The 18571-nt window shown below is 72.1% G+C and carries 17 protein-coding genes and 3 pseudogenes; 10 read left to right on the forward strand and 10 right to left on the reverse strand.

Features of this window, described 5'->3' with window-relative positions; all coding sequences use genetic code 11:
* The first annotated feature begins 2 nt into the window (after positions 1-2).
* Positions 3-1421 (forward strand): FAD-dependent monooxygenase, encoded by a 1419-nt coding sequence (locus ACFZAX_RS15480; protein ID WP_390961991.1) that lies wholly within the window; start codon positions 3-5, stop codon positions 1419-1421.
* A 273-nt stretch (positions 1422-1694) separates the two neighbouring features.
* Here the strand turns inward: ACFZAX_RS15480 and ACFZAX_RS15485 are convergent, their stop codons facing one another.
* Positions 1695-2576, reverse strand: a complete 882-nt coding sequence (locus tag ACFZAX_RS15485; protein WP_390961992.1) for a LysR substrate-binding domain-containing protein — start codon at positions 2574-2576, stop codon at positions 1695-1697.
* A 60-nt stretch (positions 2577-2636) separates the two neighbouring features.
* Between ACFZAX_RS15485 and ACFZAX_RS15490 the strand changes: the two genes are divergently transcribed.
* The 3 genes from ACFZAX_RS15490 to ACFZAX_RS15500 all read left to right on the forward strand — a co-directional run bounded on the left by ACFZAX_RS15490 (position 2637) and on the right by ACFZAX_RS15500 (position 5050).
* Entirely contained in the window at positions 2637-3002 is a 366-nt protein-coding gene (locus ACFZAX_RS15490; protein WP_390961993.1) for a DoxX family protein, read from the forward strand.
* Positions 3003-3231: 229 nt separating this feature from the next.
* Positions 3232-3585, forward strand: a complete 354-nt coding sequence (locus ACFZAX_RS15495; protein ID WP_390961994.1) for a hypothetical protein — start codon at positions 3232-3234, stop codon at positions 3583-3585.
* A 1078-nt stretch (positions 3586-4663) separates the two neighbouring features.
* Positions 4664-5050 (forward strand): DUF6281 family protein, encoded by a 387-nt coding sequence (locus ACFZAX_RS15500; RefSeq protein ID WP_390961995.1) that lies wholly within the window; start codon positions 4664-4666, stop codon positions 5048-5050.
* A gap of 310 nt (positions 5051-5360) precedes the next feature.
* On the opposite strand, the pseudogene ACFZAX_RS15505 reads toward ACFZAX_RS15500, so the two are convergent.
* Together ACFZAX_RS15505 and ACFZAX_RS15510 are read right to left on the reverse strand one after the other, a co-directional pair.
* Positions 5361-5657, reverse strand: a pseudogene (locus ACFZAX_RS15505) (hypothetical protein); the annotation flags it as partial.
* Positions 5654-5899, reverse strand: coding sequence for a hypothetical protein (locus ACFZAX_RS15510; protein WP_390961997.1), 246 nt, complete (start codon positions 5897-5899; stop codon positions 5654-5656). The pseudogene ACFZAX_RS15505 and the gene ACFZAX_RS15510, both read right to left, overlap by 4 nt.
* Positions 5900-6044: 145 nt before the next feature.
* Between ACFZAX_RS15510 and ACFZAX_RS15515 the strand changes: the two genes are divergently transcribed.
* Positions 6045-6884 carry a Scr1 family TA system antitoxin-like transcriptional regulator gene (locus ACFZAX_RS15515; RefSeq protein ID WP_390961998.1) on the forward strand — a complete coding sequence of 280 codons (840 nt, stop codon included), beginning with the start codon at positions 6045-6047 and terminating at the stop codon, positions 6882-6884.
* Positions 6856-7086: a DUF397 domain-containing protein gene (locus tag ACFZAX_RS15520; protein ID WP_390961999.1), complete on the forward strand. Its 231-nt coding sequence runs from the start codon at positions 6856-6858 to the stop codon at positions 7084-7086. The genes ACFZAX_RS15515 and ACFZAX_RS15520 overlap by 29 nt, the downstream gene beginning before the upstream one ends.
* Positions 7087-7161: 75 nt before the next feature.
* Here ACFZAX_RS15520 and ACFZAX_RS15525 read toward each other — a convergent pair whose 3' ends face one another.
* The 6 genes from ACFZAX_RS15525 to ACFZAX_RS15550 all read right to left on the reverse strand — a co-directional run bounded on the left by ACFZAX_RS15525 (position 7162) and on the right by ACFZAX_RS15550 (position 13503).
* Positions 7162-7545: a hypothetical protein gene (locus ACFZAX_RS15525; protein ID WP_390962001.1), complete on the reverse strand. Its 384-nt coding sequence runs from the start codon at positions 7543-7545 to the stop codon at positions 7162-7164.
* Positions 7546-7723: 178 nt separating this feature from the next.
* On the reverse strand, positions 7724-8473 hold the full coding sequence (locus tag ACFZAX_RS15530) for an HNH endonuclease (protein ID WP_390962003.1): 750 nt from the start codon (positions 8471-8473) through the stop codon (positions 7724-7726).
* Positions 8474-8478: 5 nt separating this feature from the next.
* Positions 8479-9915: an AAA family ATPase gene (locus ACFZAX_RS15535; protein ID WP_390962005.1), complete on the reverse strand. Its 1437-nt coding sequence runs from the start codon at positions 9913-9915 to the stop codon at positions 8479-8481.
* Between the two features lie 458 nt (positions 9916-10373).
* The gene (locus ACFZAX_RS15540) at positions 10374-11216 is read right to left on the reverse strand and encodes a TIM barrel protein (RefSeq protein WP_390962006.1); all 843 of its coding nucleotides are present in this window, start codon (positions 11214-11216) and stop codon (positions 10374-10376) included.
* On the reverse strand, positions 11213-12355 hold the full coding sequence (locus tag ACFZAX_RS15545) for a DUF993 family protein (RefSeq protein WP_390962007.1): 1143 nt from the start codon (positions 12353-12355) through the stop codon (positions 11213-11215). Before ACFZAX_RS15545 ends, ACFZAX_RS15540 begins: the two co-directional genes overlap by 4 nt.
* Positions 12352-13503, reverse strand: coding sequence for a Gfo/Idh/MocA family oxidoreductase (locus tag ACFZAX_RS15550; RefSeq protein ID WP_390962008.1), 1152 nt, complete (start codon positions 13501-13503; stop codon positions 12352-12354). Before ACFZAX_RS15550 ends, ACFZAX_RS15545 begins: the two co-directional genes overlap by 4 nt.
* Positions 13504-13619: 116 nt before the next feature.
* On the opposite strand from ACFZAX_RS15550, the gene ACFZAX_RS15555 reads away from it, so the two are divergent.
* Positions 13620-14708: a substrate-binding domain-containing protein gene (locus tag ACFZAX_RS15555; protein ID WP_390962009.1), complete on the forward strand. Its 1089-nt coding sequence runs from the start codon at positions 13620-13622 to the stop codon at positions 14706-14708.
* 152 nt (positions 14709-14860) lie between these two features.
* Positions 14861-15649, forward strand: a complete 789-nt coding sequence (locus tag ACFZAX_RS15560; RefSeq protein ID WP_390962011.1) for a TIM barrel protein — start codon at positions 14861-14863, stop codon at positions 15647-15649.
* 47 nt (positions 15650-15696) lie between these two features.
* Here the strand turns inward: ACFZAX_RS15560 and ACFZAX_RS15565 are convergent.
* Positions 15697-16244, reverse strand: a pseudogene (locus tag ACFZAX_RS15565) (EamA family transporter); the annotation flags it as partial.
* A gap of 2 nt (positions 16245-16246) precedes the next feature.
* Between ACFZAX_RS15565 and ACFZAX_RS15570 the strand changes: the two are divergent.
* Positions 16247-16387, forward strand: a pseudogene (locus ACFZAX_RS15570) (LysR family transcriptional regulator); the annotation flags it as partial.
* Between the two features lie 143 nt (positions 16388-16530).
* Positions 16531-18405 (forward strand): glycoside hydrolase family 3 N-terminal domain-containing protein, encoded by a 1875-nt coding sequence (locus ACFZAX_RS15575; RefSeq protein ID WP_390962012.1) that lies wholly within the window; start codon positions 16531-16533, stop codon positions 18403-18405.
* Positions 18406-18571 lie beyond the last annotated feature (166 nt).

Below are 18571 nucleotides of genomic sequence, written 5' to 3' on the forward strand. Positions count from 1 at the left end.
CCATGACCGAGTCCGCGGCCTCACTCTTCGAGCATCTCGTCCACGCCGACCCGCCCGACGACGCCCCCGTGCTGGTGGACACGGCCTGTGTGATCGGGGGCAGCATCGCGGGGCTCCTGGCGGCACGGGTGCTCTCCGACCGCGCACGCCGGGTCGTCGTCATCGAGCCCGACGACGTGTCCGCGCAGGCCGGCCCGCGGGCCGGCGTGCCCCAGGGCCGGCACGTGCACGCGCTGCTCCCGGCGGGCCGGCAGTGGGCGGAGAGGTGGTTTCCGGGGTTAACGAGGGAAGCGCAGGACCTCGGCGCGACCTTGATCCCCACCCACGGGACGCTCCTCATCGACGGCGTGCCCCAGGCGCCGGACGGTGAAGGCCGCCCCATCTTCGGGATCGGGCGCCCCCTGCTGGAGGCTCTGATCCGGAACCGGGTCATGTCCTTGCCCAACGTGACCGTGCTGCGCGGACGGGCGACCGGATTGCGGTACCGCGACGGTGCCGTCAGCGCCGTCCGCTTCGTCGCGGCCGCCGGCGGGGAGCAGGGCGACGGAGGTGCGGGGGTACTGGACGCCGATTTCGTCGTGGACGCCATGGGACGCGCCAGCAAGCTGTCGAACTGGCTCAGGGAGGGCGGTTACGACGAGCCCAGGATCGAGCGGCTGAAAACCCCCATCAACTACGCGACGGCCCTGTTCGAGCGGTCGGAGCATGCCGCCGACCTGGAAACGGCCGTCGGCTACGCGCTCTTCTCACCGGAGTACCCGTCGGGCGGGATCGCCCTCGCGGCGGCGGTCCCGATCGAGGGAATGCGGTGGCTCGTCACACTGGAGGGGTACGACGACTACCGGCCCGCCCGGACGATCGCCGAGTTCCGCGCCTCCCTCCCCACGCACCCGCCCGTCTTCGCCGAGGCCACGGCGGGCGCCCCCGTGGGCGACGTGGTGACCTACCACCAGGCCGAGAGCCGGCGGCGCCACTTCACCGACACGGGCCGCCTCCCCGCCCGCCTGGCCGTCCTGGGGGACGCCGTGGCGTCGTTCAACCCCATCCACGGCCAAGGCATGACCTCCGCCGCGCTGCACGCCTCCTGCCTGGCCTCGTACCTCGACGCCGACCCCGACCTCGGCATGCCCGCACGGGAGTTCTTCCGCCTCCAGCAGGTGGTCGTGGACGCCGCCTGGGCCGTCTCCACCGGGGACGACACAGCCCGTCTCGACGCGCGGAACGGTACGGAGGTACCGGAGGAAGTCCGGCGCCGGCGGTGGGCCACGGGACAGATCACCGCGGCCACCCTCCGCGACGGGGACGTCGCACGCGCCTTCAACGCCGTCGCCCAGATGCTGCACCACCCCGACCGGCTGGCCGATCCGGAACTGCTGGCGAGGGCCGTCACCGTCAACGAAGCCGCAGCCACGCCCATGTGACGGTCAAGGCCGTGCGCGCCTGTCGGCGGGGCGGCCCGCCCGCCCGTCGGCGGGCGACCGGGATCGGCCCAGTCGCGGTCAGGGGGGGATGTCCACCCCACGGTCGCCGTCCAGGAGTCGGCCCGGCTGGATGCGGGCGCTCACCGGTGGTGGCGGACCGAGCCGCTCGTGACAGCGGGCCCCTCGTGCAACGCGAGCCCCTTCGACGCGGCTGCCGCCGGGAGTGGCGCCGATCCGGCCGGGCAGCGTGCCGCGGGTCTGCCGGCCCCGTCGTCAGCTCCGGCTCAACCGCCGTGCGACGGCGTCCAGCAGCTCATCCAGCGCCGCCTGACGAGTCCGGCCCCTCGGCCGGGCCAGCCCCACCCTGCTCGGTGAGACCCCGCGGACTGAACGGAACACCACGTCCGGGTGGGAGTAGAAACGGGCCGTCGACGCCGGGGCCAGCGCCACGCAGCCGGCCGCCACCGCTCCGAGCCACTCGTCGGGCCTGCTGGTGACGGCACCGACCCGGACCGGGTGCCCTTCCCGCTCCTCCGTCGCCAGCCAGTACTCCCTCCAGGCCCCGGTCTCGGCTCCGGCCGCGACGAACGGCTCGTCCCACAGCTCCCGGAACTCCACCGCCCCGCTGTTCGCCAGCGGATGCCGAGCCGACAGCAGCACCCCACGTTCCTCGACGAACAGCTCCCGGACGTGCAGCCGCTCCTGCCCCGGAAACGGCAACCGCACCACTGCCGCATCCACATCGCCCCGGGCCAAGCCGGCACTCGCGTCCGACCAGTCGAACTGTCGCAGTTCCACCCGCCATTCCTGATGCGCCCGGCGGAACTCGGCGACGACCTCGTGGACGGCGCCCAAGGCGCCCGCGTCCAGGAAACCCAGGCGCAGCACCCTTGCCGCCCTTCCGGTTGCCTCCAGCGCCTCGTCCCAGCCCTTCAACAGTGCGGGCACCCGCGCGGCGAGCTCTCGACCGGCCTCGGTCAGCGCCATCCCGGACCGCGAACGCGCGAAGAGCGGCACCCCGAGATCCCCCTCCAGGCGCCGGATCTGCTTCGTCAGCGCGGGCTGGGAGACGAACAGCTTTCGCGCCGCCCCGGTCAGGCTGCCCTCCTCCGCCACTGCGGCGAAGTACCGGAGCAGGCGCGTGTCCACATCCATGCCACCAGGTTATAGAAGCAGGTATTGGACGGTGCCGAAGCCCACGCGGACCCTGAAGACATGACCGGTACCCAGCTCGCACATCTCGTCGTCACCTTGATCACCGTCGCCGCCAACGCCGGAATCGCCGCGGCCGACCTCGCCGGGGCACGCTTCGTGCTGGCCAACTCGGCACAGGTGGGTGTGCCCCGATCCTGGCTGCCCCGGCTGGCCACTCTCAAGCTGGCCGGTGCGGCCGGCCTCCTCCTCGGTCTCCTCGACGCGTCACTGCGCCCCCTCGGTGCCGCCGCGGCCTGCGGTCTCGCCCTGCTCTACCTGGGCGCGCTCGCCTTCCATCTACGCGCCCGCGTGCTCCACAACCTCGCGTTTCCCGGCTTCTACTTCGCCACCGCCGTCGCCTCGTCGGCCTTGACCGTGTCCTCCTGACGGCGGCACCGCTCAAGGTTCGACGAGAAGACTCGGCCTTCGCCGCGCGAGGTCACCGGGCTCGCAGACGCCGCCGCGAGCCGCCCACCCGTTCACCCGCCCACCCGTCCACCCGTCCACCCGAGAACCGAACGTACGTCCGGTGCGTCACTATGCTGCGGAACGCATCCACGCCGTCGCCGTCTCCTCCGTGCGGCCCGGCACCACTCCTTGCCGCAGAGGACCCGCCATGCCCGCTCTCCGTCCGTCCGGCCGCCGTATCGCCGCCCTGGCCGCCGCATCCGTCGCCGCACTTCTCCTGACCGCCTGCGGCGCGGACCCGGTGCACGGAACGATCACGGAGAAGGAGTACAAGCGCGGCACCACCACGTACACCAACGAGGCGGTCACCCGCAGCGAGTGTTCCTCGACCACGAAGAAGGGCAAGACCAAGAAGTCGTGCCACCAGGTGAAGACCGGTGCCACCAAGCGCGTCGCGCACCACAAGGGCGAGTGCTACCAGATCGAACTGGACAACGACGCGCACGAGTTGTGCATCTCGCGGTCCAAGTGGAACAAGGTGCGCGTCGGCGACAAGTGGTGAGGGGACGAGCGCGGGGTCACAGCGGACGCCCGTGCTGACAGTGGGCTCTCCGCGACAGACGTCGATGACGCCCAGCGGCACAGCCGTTCTTGAGGATGAGCCGTGCGCGGCACAGGCGGGTGGCGCGAGCCGGTTCCGTACGAAGCCCGGCGAGGATCCGGCCGTCCTTCAGGTGGGCGAGGCAACGTTCGACGGGTGGGCCCGCACCTGATCGACGGGCCGGCGATGCCCCGGCCGGACGAGCAGATCTCCGAAGCACGCTCCGGGCCGGCGCGACCAGCAGCTCGCGCGAAACCCGTCGCCCTGTTCCTTCCGACCCGGCAGGACCAGGTACGACGGTGCCGAAGCCCTCGGGAGCCGCGGAAGGCTGTGACCCCGTCGGCCTGGCCACCGGTCGGCGGAGATAAATGGCCTTGCTCTTTTCCGGACGCCCGTGGACCGTTGACCGAGGCACGCCGGCCGTCTCGGCAGCCGACCGGGTCGCCTTGTCCCGTTGCTCGTAAGGCCGTTGGGCGCACACGGCCTGATCGTCGAGGAGCGCGCAGTCGATGAGCGCGCACCGGAGACCGCCGACCCGCCTGCAGGCCGGGCGGAGGCGAGCCATCCGGGGCAGGCACCTGTCCCCGTACCGAAACGAGGGGGAATGACTCATGGCTCGATGCAAGGCCTGCCCTGAGAGGAAGGGCGAGTGCCGTACGTGCAAGGGCACCGGGAAGACCTACGGATGGGGCGGGCAGCGCAACTGCGACAAGTGCGGCGGCGACGGCGTCTGTTGTGGATGCAACGGCAAGGGGTACACATCCGGCTGGTAGCAGCCGGAGGTGAAACTCAGGCGGCCCGGAGTCACAGCAAAGGACTTCGGGCCGCGCCGAGCCGTACGTGACGTCCCACCATGCGGTTCTACGAGTCCCAACTCCGCGCAGGAGCAGGGGAACCAGATCCACATCGCCCACGTCGAACCGCGGAACACGAGGGGCCTCGCCCTGGGCACGGTCTCATTCCCGTGCCGAGCGATGGCGAGGTCACTCGGCGGAGAGGGCGCGCTCCTCTCCGCCGCATCGACTGAGGGGGGACACTCATGAGTTGGACCAGGCGATCCGCCGGCTTGCTGGTGGCGGCGGTCATGATGACATCGGTAGCGGCGTGCACGGACGAAGGCCACGCTGAGGTCCTGTGCGTCGCTCGGTACACCTACCAGGGCAGTTCGTACCAGGACGTGGGGAACGTGAAGTACACCGTCGGAAAGAAGCTCGGCGCCGTCACGGCACCGCCCTGCGACGACACCGGCGGCTCGGGCAAGGACGAGGAGCCGGTCGGGACGGGGACACCCGCCTACGCCGTGGACGGCGTTCCCACCAGGATCGCCATCGCCGTCGGGGACACGCCGGAGACGACCAGGTTGTACGCCGTCCACTCCGGCGCCGATCTCCCGCCCGAGGTGCAGAAGCTGGTCGACCGACCCTGAGCTGCCCTGATCCGTCCCTGATCCGCATGTGCTCCCGCATCTGCGGCTGATCCGGCGCGCGGGGCCCGGCGTGGTTCACAGGCCGGCGCCACACCGGGCCCGGCGCGCCCCGGGCCCCGCGCGGCTCGGGCCCCGCGCGCCCCGGGCCGCCTCGTCACGTGGCGACCGGCGGTCATCGATCGGGCAGGCCCGAGGGCGGCCGGGAAGCGGCGTCGACGGCGTCGATGACCCCCACCGTCTCCGCGATGTCGTAGGCGTCGTGATAGGCGTCGTCGTCCTCCGCGTAGGAGTCTTCGGAGTCTTCGGCCTCACCATGGACGGCCAACCGAGCACCCCGGCTCTCCGCGATGCGTTTGACGTCCCGGAGCGACTCGCTCAACCGGTTGGCGAGGAACCGGTACTCCGCCCCCGTGACCCGGCGATCATCCAGCAACGCGGCGGCGTGGTCGAGCAGGTCACTCGCCATACCGAGCTGGACGCTCTCGATGTTGTCCGCCATCCGCGAGACGTAACCCGTGCCGTCCCCCAGCACCCAGCACTGCTTGCCCCCGGCTCCCGTCCACGGCAACAGCCGGAACGTACCCCGTGCGCGATGCTCCTCGATCATGCCGCGACCTCCGTCACAGGGGCGGGCAGGGCAGTGGCCACGACCCGGTCGGCACGCCACTCGTGGGCCAGGAGGTAGGGGCGGATCAGCTGCGTGTCCTCCCCGCGCAGGGGGCGTTCGCCGGTACGCCGGGTGGTGGGGCCGGAGGGGTGCGGGCGGGTGCCCGGGGCGGGGCGGGCTGACCGGGCGGGGCACACCCGCCTCCTCAGCGAGCCGGTGAGCCGGCGGACGAGGTCCTTCATCTCTGCGCGTTCTCCTTCTGACGACGGCACCCACGAACGGGTGCGTTCCGTGGTGAATCCATCACAGAGTGAGGCGGCTCATGGCTACGCTGCCAGGGTTTGGGCTTGACAGCCCGCCTGTCAGGAACAGGGGAGTTGGTGCCGCATGGTTGTGGAGCAGAAGCCTCGGACTTTGAGGGAGAGGTACGGGGCGGAACTGCGACTACGGCGGTTGGCCGCCGGCCTGACCCAGGAGGAGTTGGGCGCTCAGTTGCTCTGCTCATCGACTTTGGTCAGTCACTGGGAGGCGGGACGACGACTGCCGAACCCGGATGACGCACAGCGGATCGATCTTGTTCTGAAGACGGACGGCTTCTTCTTTCGCTGGCTGGAGGATCTGGACACCAGATTCGCGCAATACTTCCAAGCAGTGATCGAGCTGGAGCGCGAGGCCACCCAAATTCGCCAGTATGGCGCCTCTCTCATTCCTGGTCTGCTTCAGACAGAGGCATACACGCTTGCCGTGTACCAGGCGTACCGCCCCAACCACGGCGCCGACCCACTTGACGAGTACGTTGCCAAGCGCATGGAGCGCGGTCAGTTGCTCACCAAATCCTCGACCCCAGTAGCTTGGACCCTGCTGGACGAGGCGGCCCTACGGCGTACCACCGGCGGACCGGGCGTCATGGCAGAGCAGTTGCACAAGGTTGCGGACATGGCCGAGGCCGGTCGCCTGCGTCTGCACGTCCTGCCATTCGCGTCGGGCGCCCATGCCCTGCTGGGAAGCATGCTCTACCTGCTGGACTTCGCGGACGCGAGTCCTGTCGCCTACGTAGAAGGGCTCCTCACCGGACATCTGATGGACCAACCGGCCGAGGTTGAGGCTTGTCAGAGGGCCTACACACTTGCTCTGAGTGACGCGGCGTCCTGCCGGGAGTCACTAGCCCTCGTCAGAAACATCGCGAAGGAGTACGAACATGCGCACCACGCAGCTCAAGATCGCTGACACCAGTGCGGTCACTGGCTGGTTCAAGTCCACTTACAGCGGCGGCGCCGACGAGACCAGCGACTGCCTAGAAGTAGCAACCGGCCACCCCACCGTCCCCGTCCGCGACAGCAAGACCGCCAACGGCCCAGCGCTCGTCTTCTCCCCCGCCGGATGGTCCTCGTTCGTCGCCGCCGTCAAGAGTGGCGACCTCGACGCCTGACGGCCGCCGTCGACAGCAGGCCACCGAAGCGATGTGGAGTGACAAGCGTCAGCGGATCTTCTGGGACCCGCCGTGTCAGCCCGGCAGTCGGTCCTGCCGCCCCGTCCGCTGACGTGCCGCGTTGCGGACGCGCCGGGTACGCCCCCTGGTGGCTAGCACTTCGAGGGCGGCGGGCGAGTCGATCCGGGGAGATGCCACGGCAGTGCGCTGGAGCCAATCGGACGCGGCGGCCAGTTCCTCGGCCCTCCATGCCTCGTCCGACGCGACGGCCCTGAGCAGGGTCCACTCGCGGAGTCGACGGGCGAGGAAGTCGTGGTGCGCCACGACGGTGGCCATGAGGTCGGCCCAGGCGGTGAACCGGGCATCGGTCAACAACTCGGCCGCGCGGAGGTCCATATGGCGGGCCACCGCGCTCTGCCCCATCTGAACGTCCTCGTCGCACAGCACGGAGGCGACCAAAGTCGCTTCCTCGGATGCCGGACCGGAGGCCAGGGCTCGAAGATGGCCGGCGAACCGCCTGTGCTCAGCGGGCTCCCGGTCAGCGTCCTCGTCGGCCGATGCGCTTACTTCCATTCGTGACTCCCCGATCTCGGCTGCCGGCGCACTCGGCCCAGGTGTGAACAGCAGGTCGCGCCCCTCACGCCCGCGCCAGAAAGCTCGCCCGTAACGCCGGGTCGCGCAGCAGCGCCAAGGTCTCCTCCTCGCCGTCGAAGAGCAGGTCGGCCGCGGGGTGCGCGGACTGGTGGAACATCGCGGCGAGGACGTCGGCGAGCGGGCGGTCCCAGGCGACCCGGGCGACCTCGTCGGCCTTGGTGTGCTGGCCCCGGTCGGTGGCTATGCGCCAGAGCTCGACGGACTGCTTGGCCGTGGCGTAGGCGGTGCGGCGCCCGGCGACGAGGACGCCTCGCCGGTTGAGGCCGAATACGTCTATGCAGGCGTCGCCCTGGGCGCTGAGGCCCTTGTACGTACAGAGCGGCAGCACCAGCCGTAAGTGGTGCAGCGGGTCGTCGAGGGTGGGGTCGAGGAGGAGGGGTCTGCCGGTGCGGGGGTCGCGCGGGAAGAGGTCGCGCTTCTGGTTGCTGTTGCAGTAGGAGCAGGCCAGCAGGTAGTTGGTCCAGTCGAAGGTGCGCAGCGGCGCCTGGCTCTTCGGCTCGAAGTGGTCGATGTCGGTGCCCTGGCTGTCGCCGCAGTACATGCAGCGCTGGTGGCCGGGGGCCATGTCGGTGAGGGCGGCGAGGACGCCGGGGCGCACCCGTCGGCGTACGGCGAAACGGCCCCAGAGGCCGATGGCGATCGCCTTGCGGTCGGAGGCCGCGGCGTCGGCGATCTGACGGGTGTAGGTCGCCAGGTGTTCCCGGGTGTCCGGGGGGAGTTCGGGGCGGATCATCCGGATCACTTGGTCTCGCCCGCCTCTCCGTCCTCGTCGGCCTCGGCTCCGTACCTGTCGGACCGGTCCTGTACCTGGTCGGCGATCCGGTACAGCCGGGCGGAGACCTCGTGGGCGCGGGCGGTCGGGGAGCTGGACAGCAGGCTCTTGAGCTCCTTGTACCGGGCGACGGTCTCGGGCGAGGTGTCGCCCTCGTACACCTTGGACTCCAGGGCGACGAACTCGGCGCGGGCGTATTCGGCGCGTTCCGAGTACGGGGTGTCGAGGCCGAAGAGGTCGGAGAGGACGGCGTCGTCGCCACTGCCGTAGACGACGCGTTCGTACAGGTCCTCGGGGACGACCTCCGGGGAGGCGCCCTCGTCGACGCCGGGCAGGCGGATCAGGCCGCCGGGGTCGGCGGCCTGGCAGATGTAGGGGCTGTGGGTGGTGACGATGAACTGGATGTTGGGGAAGTGGGTGGTCAGCCAGGGGCCGATGCGGCGCTGCCAGGAGACGTGGAGGTGGGCGTCGATCTCGTCGATGATCACGACCCCGGGGACCTGGAGCGGGCTCGGGCCCTCACCTTCGCCGCCCCGGCCCAGCGCGTGGTCCCCGAAGGCGTCGTGGATCTGCTTCAGCAGGTCGACGACGAGGGCGGCGACGGTACGGAACCCGTCGCTCATCTCCCGCAGCGGGAAGCGGTGTCCGCCCCTGGTGACCCAGAGGCCCTCGGAGTCGACGTCCTTGATGCGGTAGCCGTCCGGCAGGAGTCCGTCGCCGAGGACGGAGAGGGCGGCCTCCTTGAGGGCGAGCGCGCCCTCCCGGCCTTCGAGGGCGCGCAGATGCTGTTCGATCAGCCAGGCGACGCCCTCCGCCAGCGAGGCGTCCTCGTGGAAGAGGCTCGCCTGCCGGGCCACCGGGCCCGAGGCCAGCATCAGGCGCTGTACGTCGCCCGAGCCGCCGGCCATCCGCCGGAACGGGCCGTACGCGGCGCAGAACCAGCCCACCGGGTTGTCGGCCCACGGTCCGCGCTGGGCGGCGCTGGCGCTCTGGGTACGGGAGTTGTTGCGGATCTCGCCCAGTGCGGGCTGCGCGCTCTTGCGCCCGGCCGCCGATTCGCCGGGGGGCGTCCAGCGCAGGCCCGTGCCGAACTTGTTCTGGGTGCGGCCCGAGGCGGTGAACTTGTCGAAGTCCTTGTCGCGGACGATCTCCGCCGAGGCGCTGCCCGACTCCGCGCCGCGCGTGACCCAGTTCTCGAAGCCCTGGACCAGCCCCCGGGCGGCCACCGGGCCGCTCAGCGCGAGCGCCAGGGCGCGCAGCAGGGTGGTCTTCCCGGCGCCGTTGCGGCCGGCGAGGACCGTCCAGCCGGCGTGCGAGCCGTCCGGGCGGGTCAGGGTCAGGTCGACTTTTCGCGGTCCGTTGAACGACTTGATGTTCTCGATGGTGACGCGGGAGACGTACATCTGCTGACGGTTCCTTCCGGTGCGCGCGGGAGTCCGTGTCGGGCAAGGAGAGGCCGGCGCGGGCGGAGTCGGAGGGGTGGACCGGGGTCGGCCCCGTCGCGGACGCGGTGCGGGCACGCGCACGGACGCGGTGGCGGATGTCCGAGTTTACGAGGGATGGGCGCGCAGGCGTAGCCATCGGCGGCCGGGAACACTGAGACGTGGTCGGCTTCGCCGTGGAGCGGCACGCGAGGCGGCGCAAGGCATCGGCGGACAGGCGTCGGTCTCCGCGCCCGTCGCCCCGGAAAAGCGAAACGGGCCCGGCCTCGCGGCCGGACCCCTCCCGCTTTCCCCCCGTCGGGTCTTCCCGTTCCCCCCGGACCCCTCCCCCGGAAGTCCCGACGCAGAGTGTGACCGGGCAGGGATGCCAGAGGTTGTACGCCTTGACCATTCCTTTACCCGAACCCTGGGAAGCGCTCTCAGCAGGCGTGTTCCTGGAAGCGGGAGACCACCTCGGCGAGGACTTCGCCGCCGTCGCGGGCCCAGAGGCCCTCGTTGAAGATCTCCACCTCGATCGGGCCGTCGAAGCCGGTCGCCTCGACCAGGGTGCGCAGGACGCGGAAGTCCACGCTGCCGTCGCCGAGCTGCCCCCGGCCCAGCAGGACGCCCTCGGGGAGCGGGGTGATCCAGTCGGCCAGCTGGAAGGAGTGGAGACGGCCGCCGGCCCCGGCGCGGGCGATCTGCGCGGGCGCCCGGTCGTCCCACCAGATGTGGTAGGCGTCCACCACCACGCCGACCTGCTCGGCGGGGAAGCGTTCGGCGATGTCCAGCGCCTGGGAGAGGGTCGAGACCACGCACCGGTCGGACGCGAACATCGGGTGCAGCGGCTCGATGGCGAGGCGGATGCCGCGCTCGGCCGCGTAGGGGGCGAGCTCGGCGAGGGCGTCGGCGATGCGTTCGCGGGCGCCGGCGAGGTCCTTGCTGCCCTCCGGCAGGCCGCCCGAGACGAGGACCAGGGTGTCCGTGGAGACGCCCGCCGCCTCGTCGATCGCGGCGCGGTTGTCGTCCAGGGCGCGGGCGCGGGCCGTCGGGTCGACGGCGGTGAGGAAGCCGCCCCGGCAGAGGCTGGTGACGGTGAGACCGGCGTCGGCGAAGAGCCGTCCGGCACGCTCGACGCCGTACTTCTGCACCGGTTCGCGCCAGAGGCCGACCTGGCCGACGCCCGCCTTCGTACAGCCCTCGGCGAGTTCCTCCAGGGACCACTGCTTGACGGTCTCCTGGTTGATGGAGAACCGGGACAGGTCCGTGCCGGTGGTGCTCATCGGGTTCCTCCCTGGACGGTCAGCAGGGCCCGCATCCGGCTCTCGGCGAGCTCGGGGTCGGGGAACAGGCCGAGGCGGTCGGCGAGTTCGTACGCCTTCGCCAGGTGCGGCAGCGAACGGGCCGACTGGAGGCCGCCGACCATCGTGAAGTGGTCCTGGTGCCCGGCCAGCCAGGCGAGGAGGACCACGCCCGTCTTGTAGAAGCGGGTGGGCGCCTGGAAGAGGTGGCGGGAGAGCTCGACCGTCGGGTCCAGCAGGTCCCGGAAACCCTGGGTGTCGCCGGTGTCCAGGACCCGTACGGCGTGCGCGGCGAGCGGGCCGAGCGGGTCGAAGATGCCGAGCAGGGCGTGGCTGAAGCCGCGGTCGTCGCCCGCGATGAGCTCGGGGTAGTTGAAGTCGTCGCCGGTGTAGCAGCGGACGCCGCTGGGCAGCCGGCGGCGTACGTCGATCTCGCGGGCCGCGTCGAGCAGCGAGATCTTGATGCCGTCGACCTTGTCCGGATGCTCGGCGATGATCTTGAGGAAGGTGTCGGTGGCCGCGTCCAGGTCGGACGAGCCCCAGTACCCCTCCAGGGCCGGGTCGAACATCGGGCCGAGCCAGTGCAGGACGACCGGTTCGGTGGCCTGGCGCAGCAGGTGGGCGTAGGTCTCCGCGTAGTCCTCGGGGCCCTCGGCCACGGCGGCGAGCGCGCGGGAGGCCATCAGGATGGCCTGGGCGCCGTTCCCCTCGACGAGGGCGAGCTGCTCCTCGTAGGCGGCGCGCACCTCGGCGAGGGTCGCCGGGCCGGTGAGCTGGTCGGTGCCGACCCCGCAGGCGATCCGGCCGCCGACGGCCTTGGCCTCGGCGGAGGAGCGGCGGATCAGTTCGGCGCCACCGGCCCAGTCCAGGCCCATGCCGCGCTGCGCGGTGTCCATCGCCTCGGCGACCCCGAGCCCGTGCGACCAGAGGTGGCGGCGGAAGGCGAGGGTGGCGTCCCAATCGATCGCGGCGGGCCCGTCCGGGCTGACGTCGACGAAGGGGTCGGCAACGACGTGGGCCGCGGAGAAGACCGTGCGCGAGGCGAGCGGGGAGCCACCGGGGGCCAGGTCCAGGGGTGCGGTGCGGGGCTCGTACGCCCCGTGCGGGAGGTGGATCGTCACAGCGACAGCTCCGGCACGTCGAAGCGGCGGCCCTCGGCGGCCGACTTCAGGCCCAGCTCGGCGAGCTGCACGCCCCGGGCGCCGGCCATCAGGTCCCAGGAGTACGCCTCGTCGAGGACGACGTGGCGCAGGAAGAGCTCCCACTGTGCCTTGAAGCCGTTGTCGAAGGTGCCGTTGTCGGGGACCTCCTGCCACTGGTCCCGGAAGGACTCGGTGACGGGCAGGTCGGGGTTCCAGACCGGCTTCGGGGTGGCCGAGCGGTGCTGGACGCGGCAGTTGCGCAGGCCCGCGACGGCGGAGCCGTGGGTCCCGTCGACCTGGAACTCGACCAGCTCGTCACGGTTGACGCGCACGGTCCAGGAGGAGTTGATCTGGGCGACGGCGCCGCCTTCCAGCTGGAAGATGCCGTACGCGGCGTCGTCGGCGGTCGCGGCGTAGGGCTTGCCCTGCTCGTCCCAGCGCTGCGGGACGTGCGTCTGGACGTGCGCCTGCACGGTGTTGACCTTGCCGAACAGCTCGTGGAGGACGTACTCCCAGTGCGGGAACATGTCCACGACGATGCCGCCGCCGTCCTCGGAGCGGTAGTTCCAGGAGGGGCGCTGCGCCTCCTGCCAGTCGCCCTCGAAGACCCAGTAGCCGAACTCGCCGCGCACGGAGAGGATCTCACCGAAGAAGCCGCCGTCGATGAGGCGCTTCAGCTTGAGCAGGCCCGGCAGGAAGATCTTGTCCTGGACCACGCCGTGCTTGATGCCGGCGTCCCGGGCGAGGCGGGCGAGGTCGAGGGCGCCCGCCACGTCGGTGGCGGTGGGCTTCTCGGTGTAGATGTGCTTTCCGGCGGCGACGGCCTTCTTGATCGCCTCGACGCGCGCCTGGGTGACCTGGGCGTCGAAGTAGATGTCGACGGTGTCGTCGGCGAGGACGGCGTCCAGGTCGGTCGACCACTCGGTGAGGCCGTGCCGGGCGGCCAGCTCCTCCAGCGCGTGGGCGCGGCGGCCGACGAGGACCGGCTCGGGCCACAGCACGTCGCCGTTGCCGAGGTCGAGGCCGCCCTGCTCGCGGATCGCGAGAATCGAGCGCACCAGGTGCTGCCGGTATCCCATACGACCCGTCACGCCGTTCATGGCGATGCGCACAGTCCTGCGAGTCACGAAAGTTCCCTCCATCGGCCGTAGCAAGCGCTTTCTATCGTGTATGAAGCTAGCCTGCCGACAGCGGCCCGGACAAGAGGGGCGCCGCGAACAACCCCCGAGGAGAACGAGAAACGATGACAGTCACCCTGGCGGACGTCGCGGCACGCGCCCGGGTGTCCCCGGCCACCGTCTCCCGCGTGCTCAACGGCAATTACCCCGTCGCCGCCACCACCCGCGAACGCGTGCTGCGCGCCGTGGACGACCTGGACTACGTGCTCAACGGCCCGGCCAGCTCGCTCGCCGCCGCCACCTCCGACCTGGTCGGCATCCTGGTCAACGACATCGCCGACCCGTTCTTCGGGATCATGGCGGGCGCCGCCCAGTCGGAGATCGGCGTCCCCGGCGACGGCACCTCCCGGGCGGGCGGCGAGAAGCTCGCCGTGGTCTGCAACACGGGCGGCTCCCCCGAGCGCGAACTCACCTACCTCACCCTCCTCCAGCGCCAGCGCGCGGCGGCCGTCGTGCTGACCGGCGGCGCGCTGGAGGACCCGGCCCACCAGGCGGCGATGGCCGCGAAGCTGGGGCGGCTCGCCGACGCGGGCACCCGGATCGTGTTCTGCGGGCGGCCCCCGCTGCCCGAGAACGACGCCGTCACCGCGGTCCTCACCTTCGACAACCGGGGCGGCGGCCGACGCCTCACCGAGCACCTGATCTCGCTGGGCCACCGCCGGATCGGTTACGTCGCGGGCCCCCTCGAACGCACCACCACCCGTGACCGCCTGGAGGGCCACCGCGCCGCGATGCGGGCGGCGGGGCTGCCGGCGGAAGGCTCCGACGGGGACGACCGGCTCACCGTGCACGGCCCGTACGACCGACGCTCCGGGTACGAGGCCACCCTCGAACTCCTGCGCCGCGAGCCGGGGGTGACCGCCGTCGTGGGCGCCAACGACTCCGTCGCCCTGGGCGCGAGCGCCGCCGTGCGCGAACAGGGGCTGCGCATCCCCGAGGACGTCTCGGTGGCCGGCTTCGACGACCTGCCGTTCTCCGTGGACACCGTCCCGGCCCTGACCACGGTCCGACTGCCGCTGTACGAGGCGGGGGCGCGGGCGGGCCGGCTGGCCATGGGCACGGAGACCCCGCCACCCGGCGGCATCGCGACGATCGCGGCGGAGCTGATGGTGCGCGGCTCCACGGCGCCGCCGCGCGGGGACCGGCCGCTCTGAGGGCGCCGCCACCACGTAGAAAGCGCTGTCTGTACGGTGGTCGACGCATCGGGTTCCGGGCGGTGGGCAGGGGTACGCGTAGCGTCCGGGAGATCGCGTGATCGTGCAGGAGCGATGACGCGGCGGTACGGACCGACGGAAGGAACACGCACGTGAAGCTCGCTTTCTCGACCCTCGGAGTGCCGGGGACGCCCATCGACGAGGTCGTCCGGCTGGCCGTCGAGCACGGCTACCAGGGGGTGGAGCTGCGCGCCCACCCCGAGGAGCCGGTGAACCCGGGGATCTCGCACCTCGAACGCGCCAAGGTGGTCACGGAGTTCGAGAAGGCCGGTGTGGAGATCCTGACCGTGGCCGGGTACGTCCGGGTCGCGGCCGAGGGGGACGACGACGCGGTCGTGGCGCAGGTCGCCGAGTTGGTGGAGCTCGCCCACGACCTCGGGGCTCCGTACGTCCGGGTGTTCCCCGGCGGCGGCGACCAGGATCCGGAGACCGCCGACGCGACGGCCGCCCGGCGGCTCGGGGCCGCCGCCCCGCACGCCGCCGACCTGGGCGTCACCATCCTGCTGGAGACCCACGACTCGCATCGGGCCGGAGCCGAGGCGGCCCGGGTCACCGGGACGGTGGGACACCCGAACGTCGGCGTGATCTGGGACGTGATGCACACCTGGCTGTCGGGCGAGAACCCGGTCGACAGCCAGCTGGTGCTCGCCCCGTACCTCGGCTACGTCCAGGTCAAGGACATCGCCTCGGCCGAGGACACCACCCCGCTCGCGCTCGGCGAGGGCGTGCTGCCGCTGGCGGAGTGCCTGGACACCCTGGCGCCGGACACCTGGGTCTGCTGGGAGTACGAGAAGCGCTGGTACCAGGGCATCCCGGAGCTGCCCGGACTGCTGACGGCCGGGCGGGAGTTCCTGCTGCGGGTGGGCGCGCCGAAGCAGTGACGCGGCGCGTGGGGGCGTGGGCGGCGGTCACACCCGCGCCCCCCGCCCTCCGGCGCGGGGGCCCGCGGCGCTCCGGTCGCCGTCGCCGGTCTCTGCCACCGGCCGCCGAGCGAGGTCACGCCCACCCCGCCGACCAGCAGCGCCGCCGCGCACCACCGCAGCGGGCTCACCGACTCGCCCAGCAGCAGCGCCGCCGAGGACATCCCGAAGACCGTGACGAGGAGGGTGAACGGCGCCACCGACGACGCCGGGTGGTGGCGGAGCAGGTATCCCCAGGCGCCGAAGCCGAAGACGGTGGAGATCCAGGCGACGTGGACGACGGTCCCCGCACCCGTCCAGTCCATCGCCGCGAGCGCGTCCGTGTCCCGGTTCCAGCCCTCGAAGAGCAGCGAGAGGCCGAGCAGGGGCAGCACGGGCACGGTCGAGACCCAGACGCGGCGAAGAGCGCGGTGAAGACGGCCTGGGCCTGGAGGACGAGCGAGGAGAGCCCGGCGCCCATCCCCTGGTCCATGCCGACGAAGAGCAGCCCGAACGTGGCCACGCCGAGCGCGAGTCCGACACCCGCGATCCACTTCCACGCCACCTTGGGCGGCCCGGGGCGTGGTGGAGGTGCGGCTCGGCCCCGTACCGGTGCGCAGGCTGTACGCGCTGTGGCGTGCGGGGGCGGCCCGCCGTCCGGCGATCACGGCGTCGGTGGCGGGGCTGCCGGCGCACGGGCGGGCGATCGGGCTGACCTGAGGGACGCGGGAGGGCGCTGCCGTTGTTTGCCCCCAATCGTCCGCCCCACGGGCAGCGCGGCCGGGCGAGGGCCTTGACCGGAAGTTACTTTCCATATATCCGTACCTTCTTGGAAGTTTCTTTCAGTACCGGAAGGGGCTCACGTGCACCACCGCACCTCCAGACGCACCCTCCTCGCCGCGGCGGCGGCGACCGCCGCGGCAGCGGCCACCGGCACGGTCGCCGTTCCGGCCGCCGCGGCGGACCGGACGCGATCGGCGGACTCCGGCTCGGCGGACTCCGGCCGGGCGGAATCCCGGGGCGTCCCCGTGGAACGGCTCCGGCGGCTCCTCGCCGGCATGAGCCTTGAGGAGAAGGTCGGCCAGCTCTTCGTGATGCGGGTGTACGGCCACTCCGCCACCGAGCCGGACCAGGCGGACATCGACGCCAACCTCGCCGAGATCGGGGTCCGTACGGCCGCCGAGATGATCGCCACGTACCACGTCGGCGGGATCATCTACTTCACCTGGGCGCACAACACCCGCGACCCGCACCAGATCGCCGCGCTCTCCAACGGCATCCAGCGGGCCGGGCTCGCCGGTCCGTCGAAGGTGCCGCTGCTCGTCTCCACCGACCAGGAGCACGGCATCGTCTGCCGGGTCGGCGAACCGGCCACCCTGCTGCCGGGCGCCATGGCGCTCGGCGCGGGCGGTTCGCGCACCGACGCCCGCCGGGCCGCCCGGATCGCGGGCACCGAGCTGGCGGCGCTCGGCATCAACCAGAACTACGCGCCCGACGCCGACGTCAACGTCAATCCGGCCAACCCGGTCATCGGCGTACGCTCCTTCGGCGCCGACCCGGACTCCGTGGCGGGGATGGTCGCCGCCCAGGTGAAGGGGTACCAGGGCGCCGGGATCGCCTCGACGGCCAAGCACTTCCCGGGCCACGGCGACACCAGCACCGACAGCCACACCGGGCTGCCCGTCATCACCCACACCCGCGAGCAGTGGGCGGAGCTGGACGCCCCGCCGTTCCGGGCGGCCGTGGCGGCGGGCATCGACTCGATCATGACCGCGCACATCGTGGTCCCCGCGCTCGACCCGTCCGAGGACCCGGCGACCCTGTCCCGGCCCATCCTGACGGGCATCCTGCGCGAGGAACTCGGCTACGACGGGGTCGTGGTGACGGACGCCCTCGGCATGGAGGGCGTGCGCACCAAGTACGGCGACGAGCGCGTCCCCGTGCTCGCGCTGAAGGCGGGCGTCGACCAGCTGCTCAACCCGCCGACCCTGGACGTCGCGTGGAACGCGGTGCTGACCGCCGTACGGAGCGGCGAACTCACCGAGGCCCGCATTGACGAATCGGTTCTGCGGATTCTCCGGCTGAAGGCGAAACTCGGCCTCTTCCAGGACCCGTTCGTCAAGGACTCCCAGGTGGACAAGGTCGTCGGCACCCGGGCGCACCTGGCCGCCGCCGACCGGATCGCCGAGCACACCACCACGCTCCTCGCCAATCCCACCGGCCTGCTGCCGCTCTCCCGGCGCAGCCACCGCGGCATCCTGGTGGTGGGCGCGGACCCGGCCTCCCCGTCGGGCACGACCGGTCCGCCGACCGCCACGCTGGCCGCGGAGTTCACCGCGCTCGGCCACACGGCGACGGCCCTGTCCACCGGGACGGCGCCGACCGCGGCGAAGATCGCCGAGGCGGTGGCGGCCGCGGCGGGCAAGGACGCGGTGGTGGTCGGCACGTACAACGTGACGGCGACCAGCTCCCAGCGCACCCTGGTGAGCGCCCTCGCCGCGACCGGGGTCCCGGTCGTCACGGTGGCGATCCGCAACCCGTACGACATCGCGCAGTTGGCGGGTACGGGGTACGCGGCGAGCCTCGCGGCGTACTCCTGGACCGACGTCGAACTGCGCGCCGCCGCACGGGTGATCGCGGGCCACGCCGAACCGGGCGGCCGGCTGCCCGTCCCGGTGCCGCGCACGGACGACCCTTCGCAGGTGCTGTACCCGGTGGGCTACGGCCTGGAGTACTGAGCACCGGCCGGGCCCCGTCCCGGAGACGCGCCCGGCGCGGGGCCCCCGGGGGGGGGGGGGGGGGGGGGGGGGGGGGGGGGGGGGGGCGGGGGGGGGGGGGGGGCGGGGGGGGGGGCGGGGGGGGCGGGGGGGCCCGGTGTGGGTGGGGGGGTGGGTGGCGGCCCCC

Source organism: Streptomyces sp. NPDC008125 (assembly GCF_042957125.1).
In the GTDB taxonomy this organism is placed as follows: domain Bacteria; phylum Actinomycetota; class Actinomycetes; order Streptomycetales; family Streptomycetaceae; genus Streptomyces.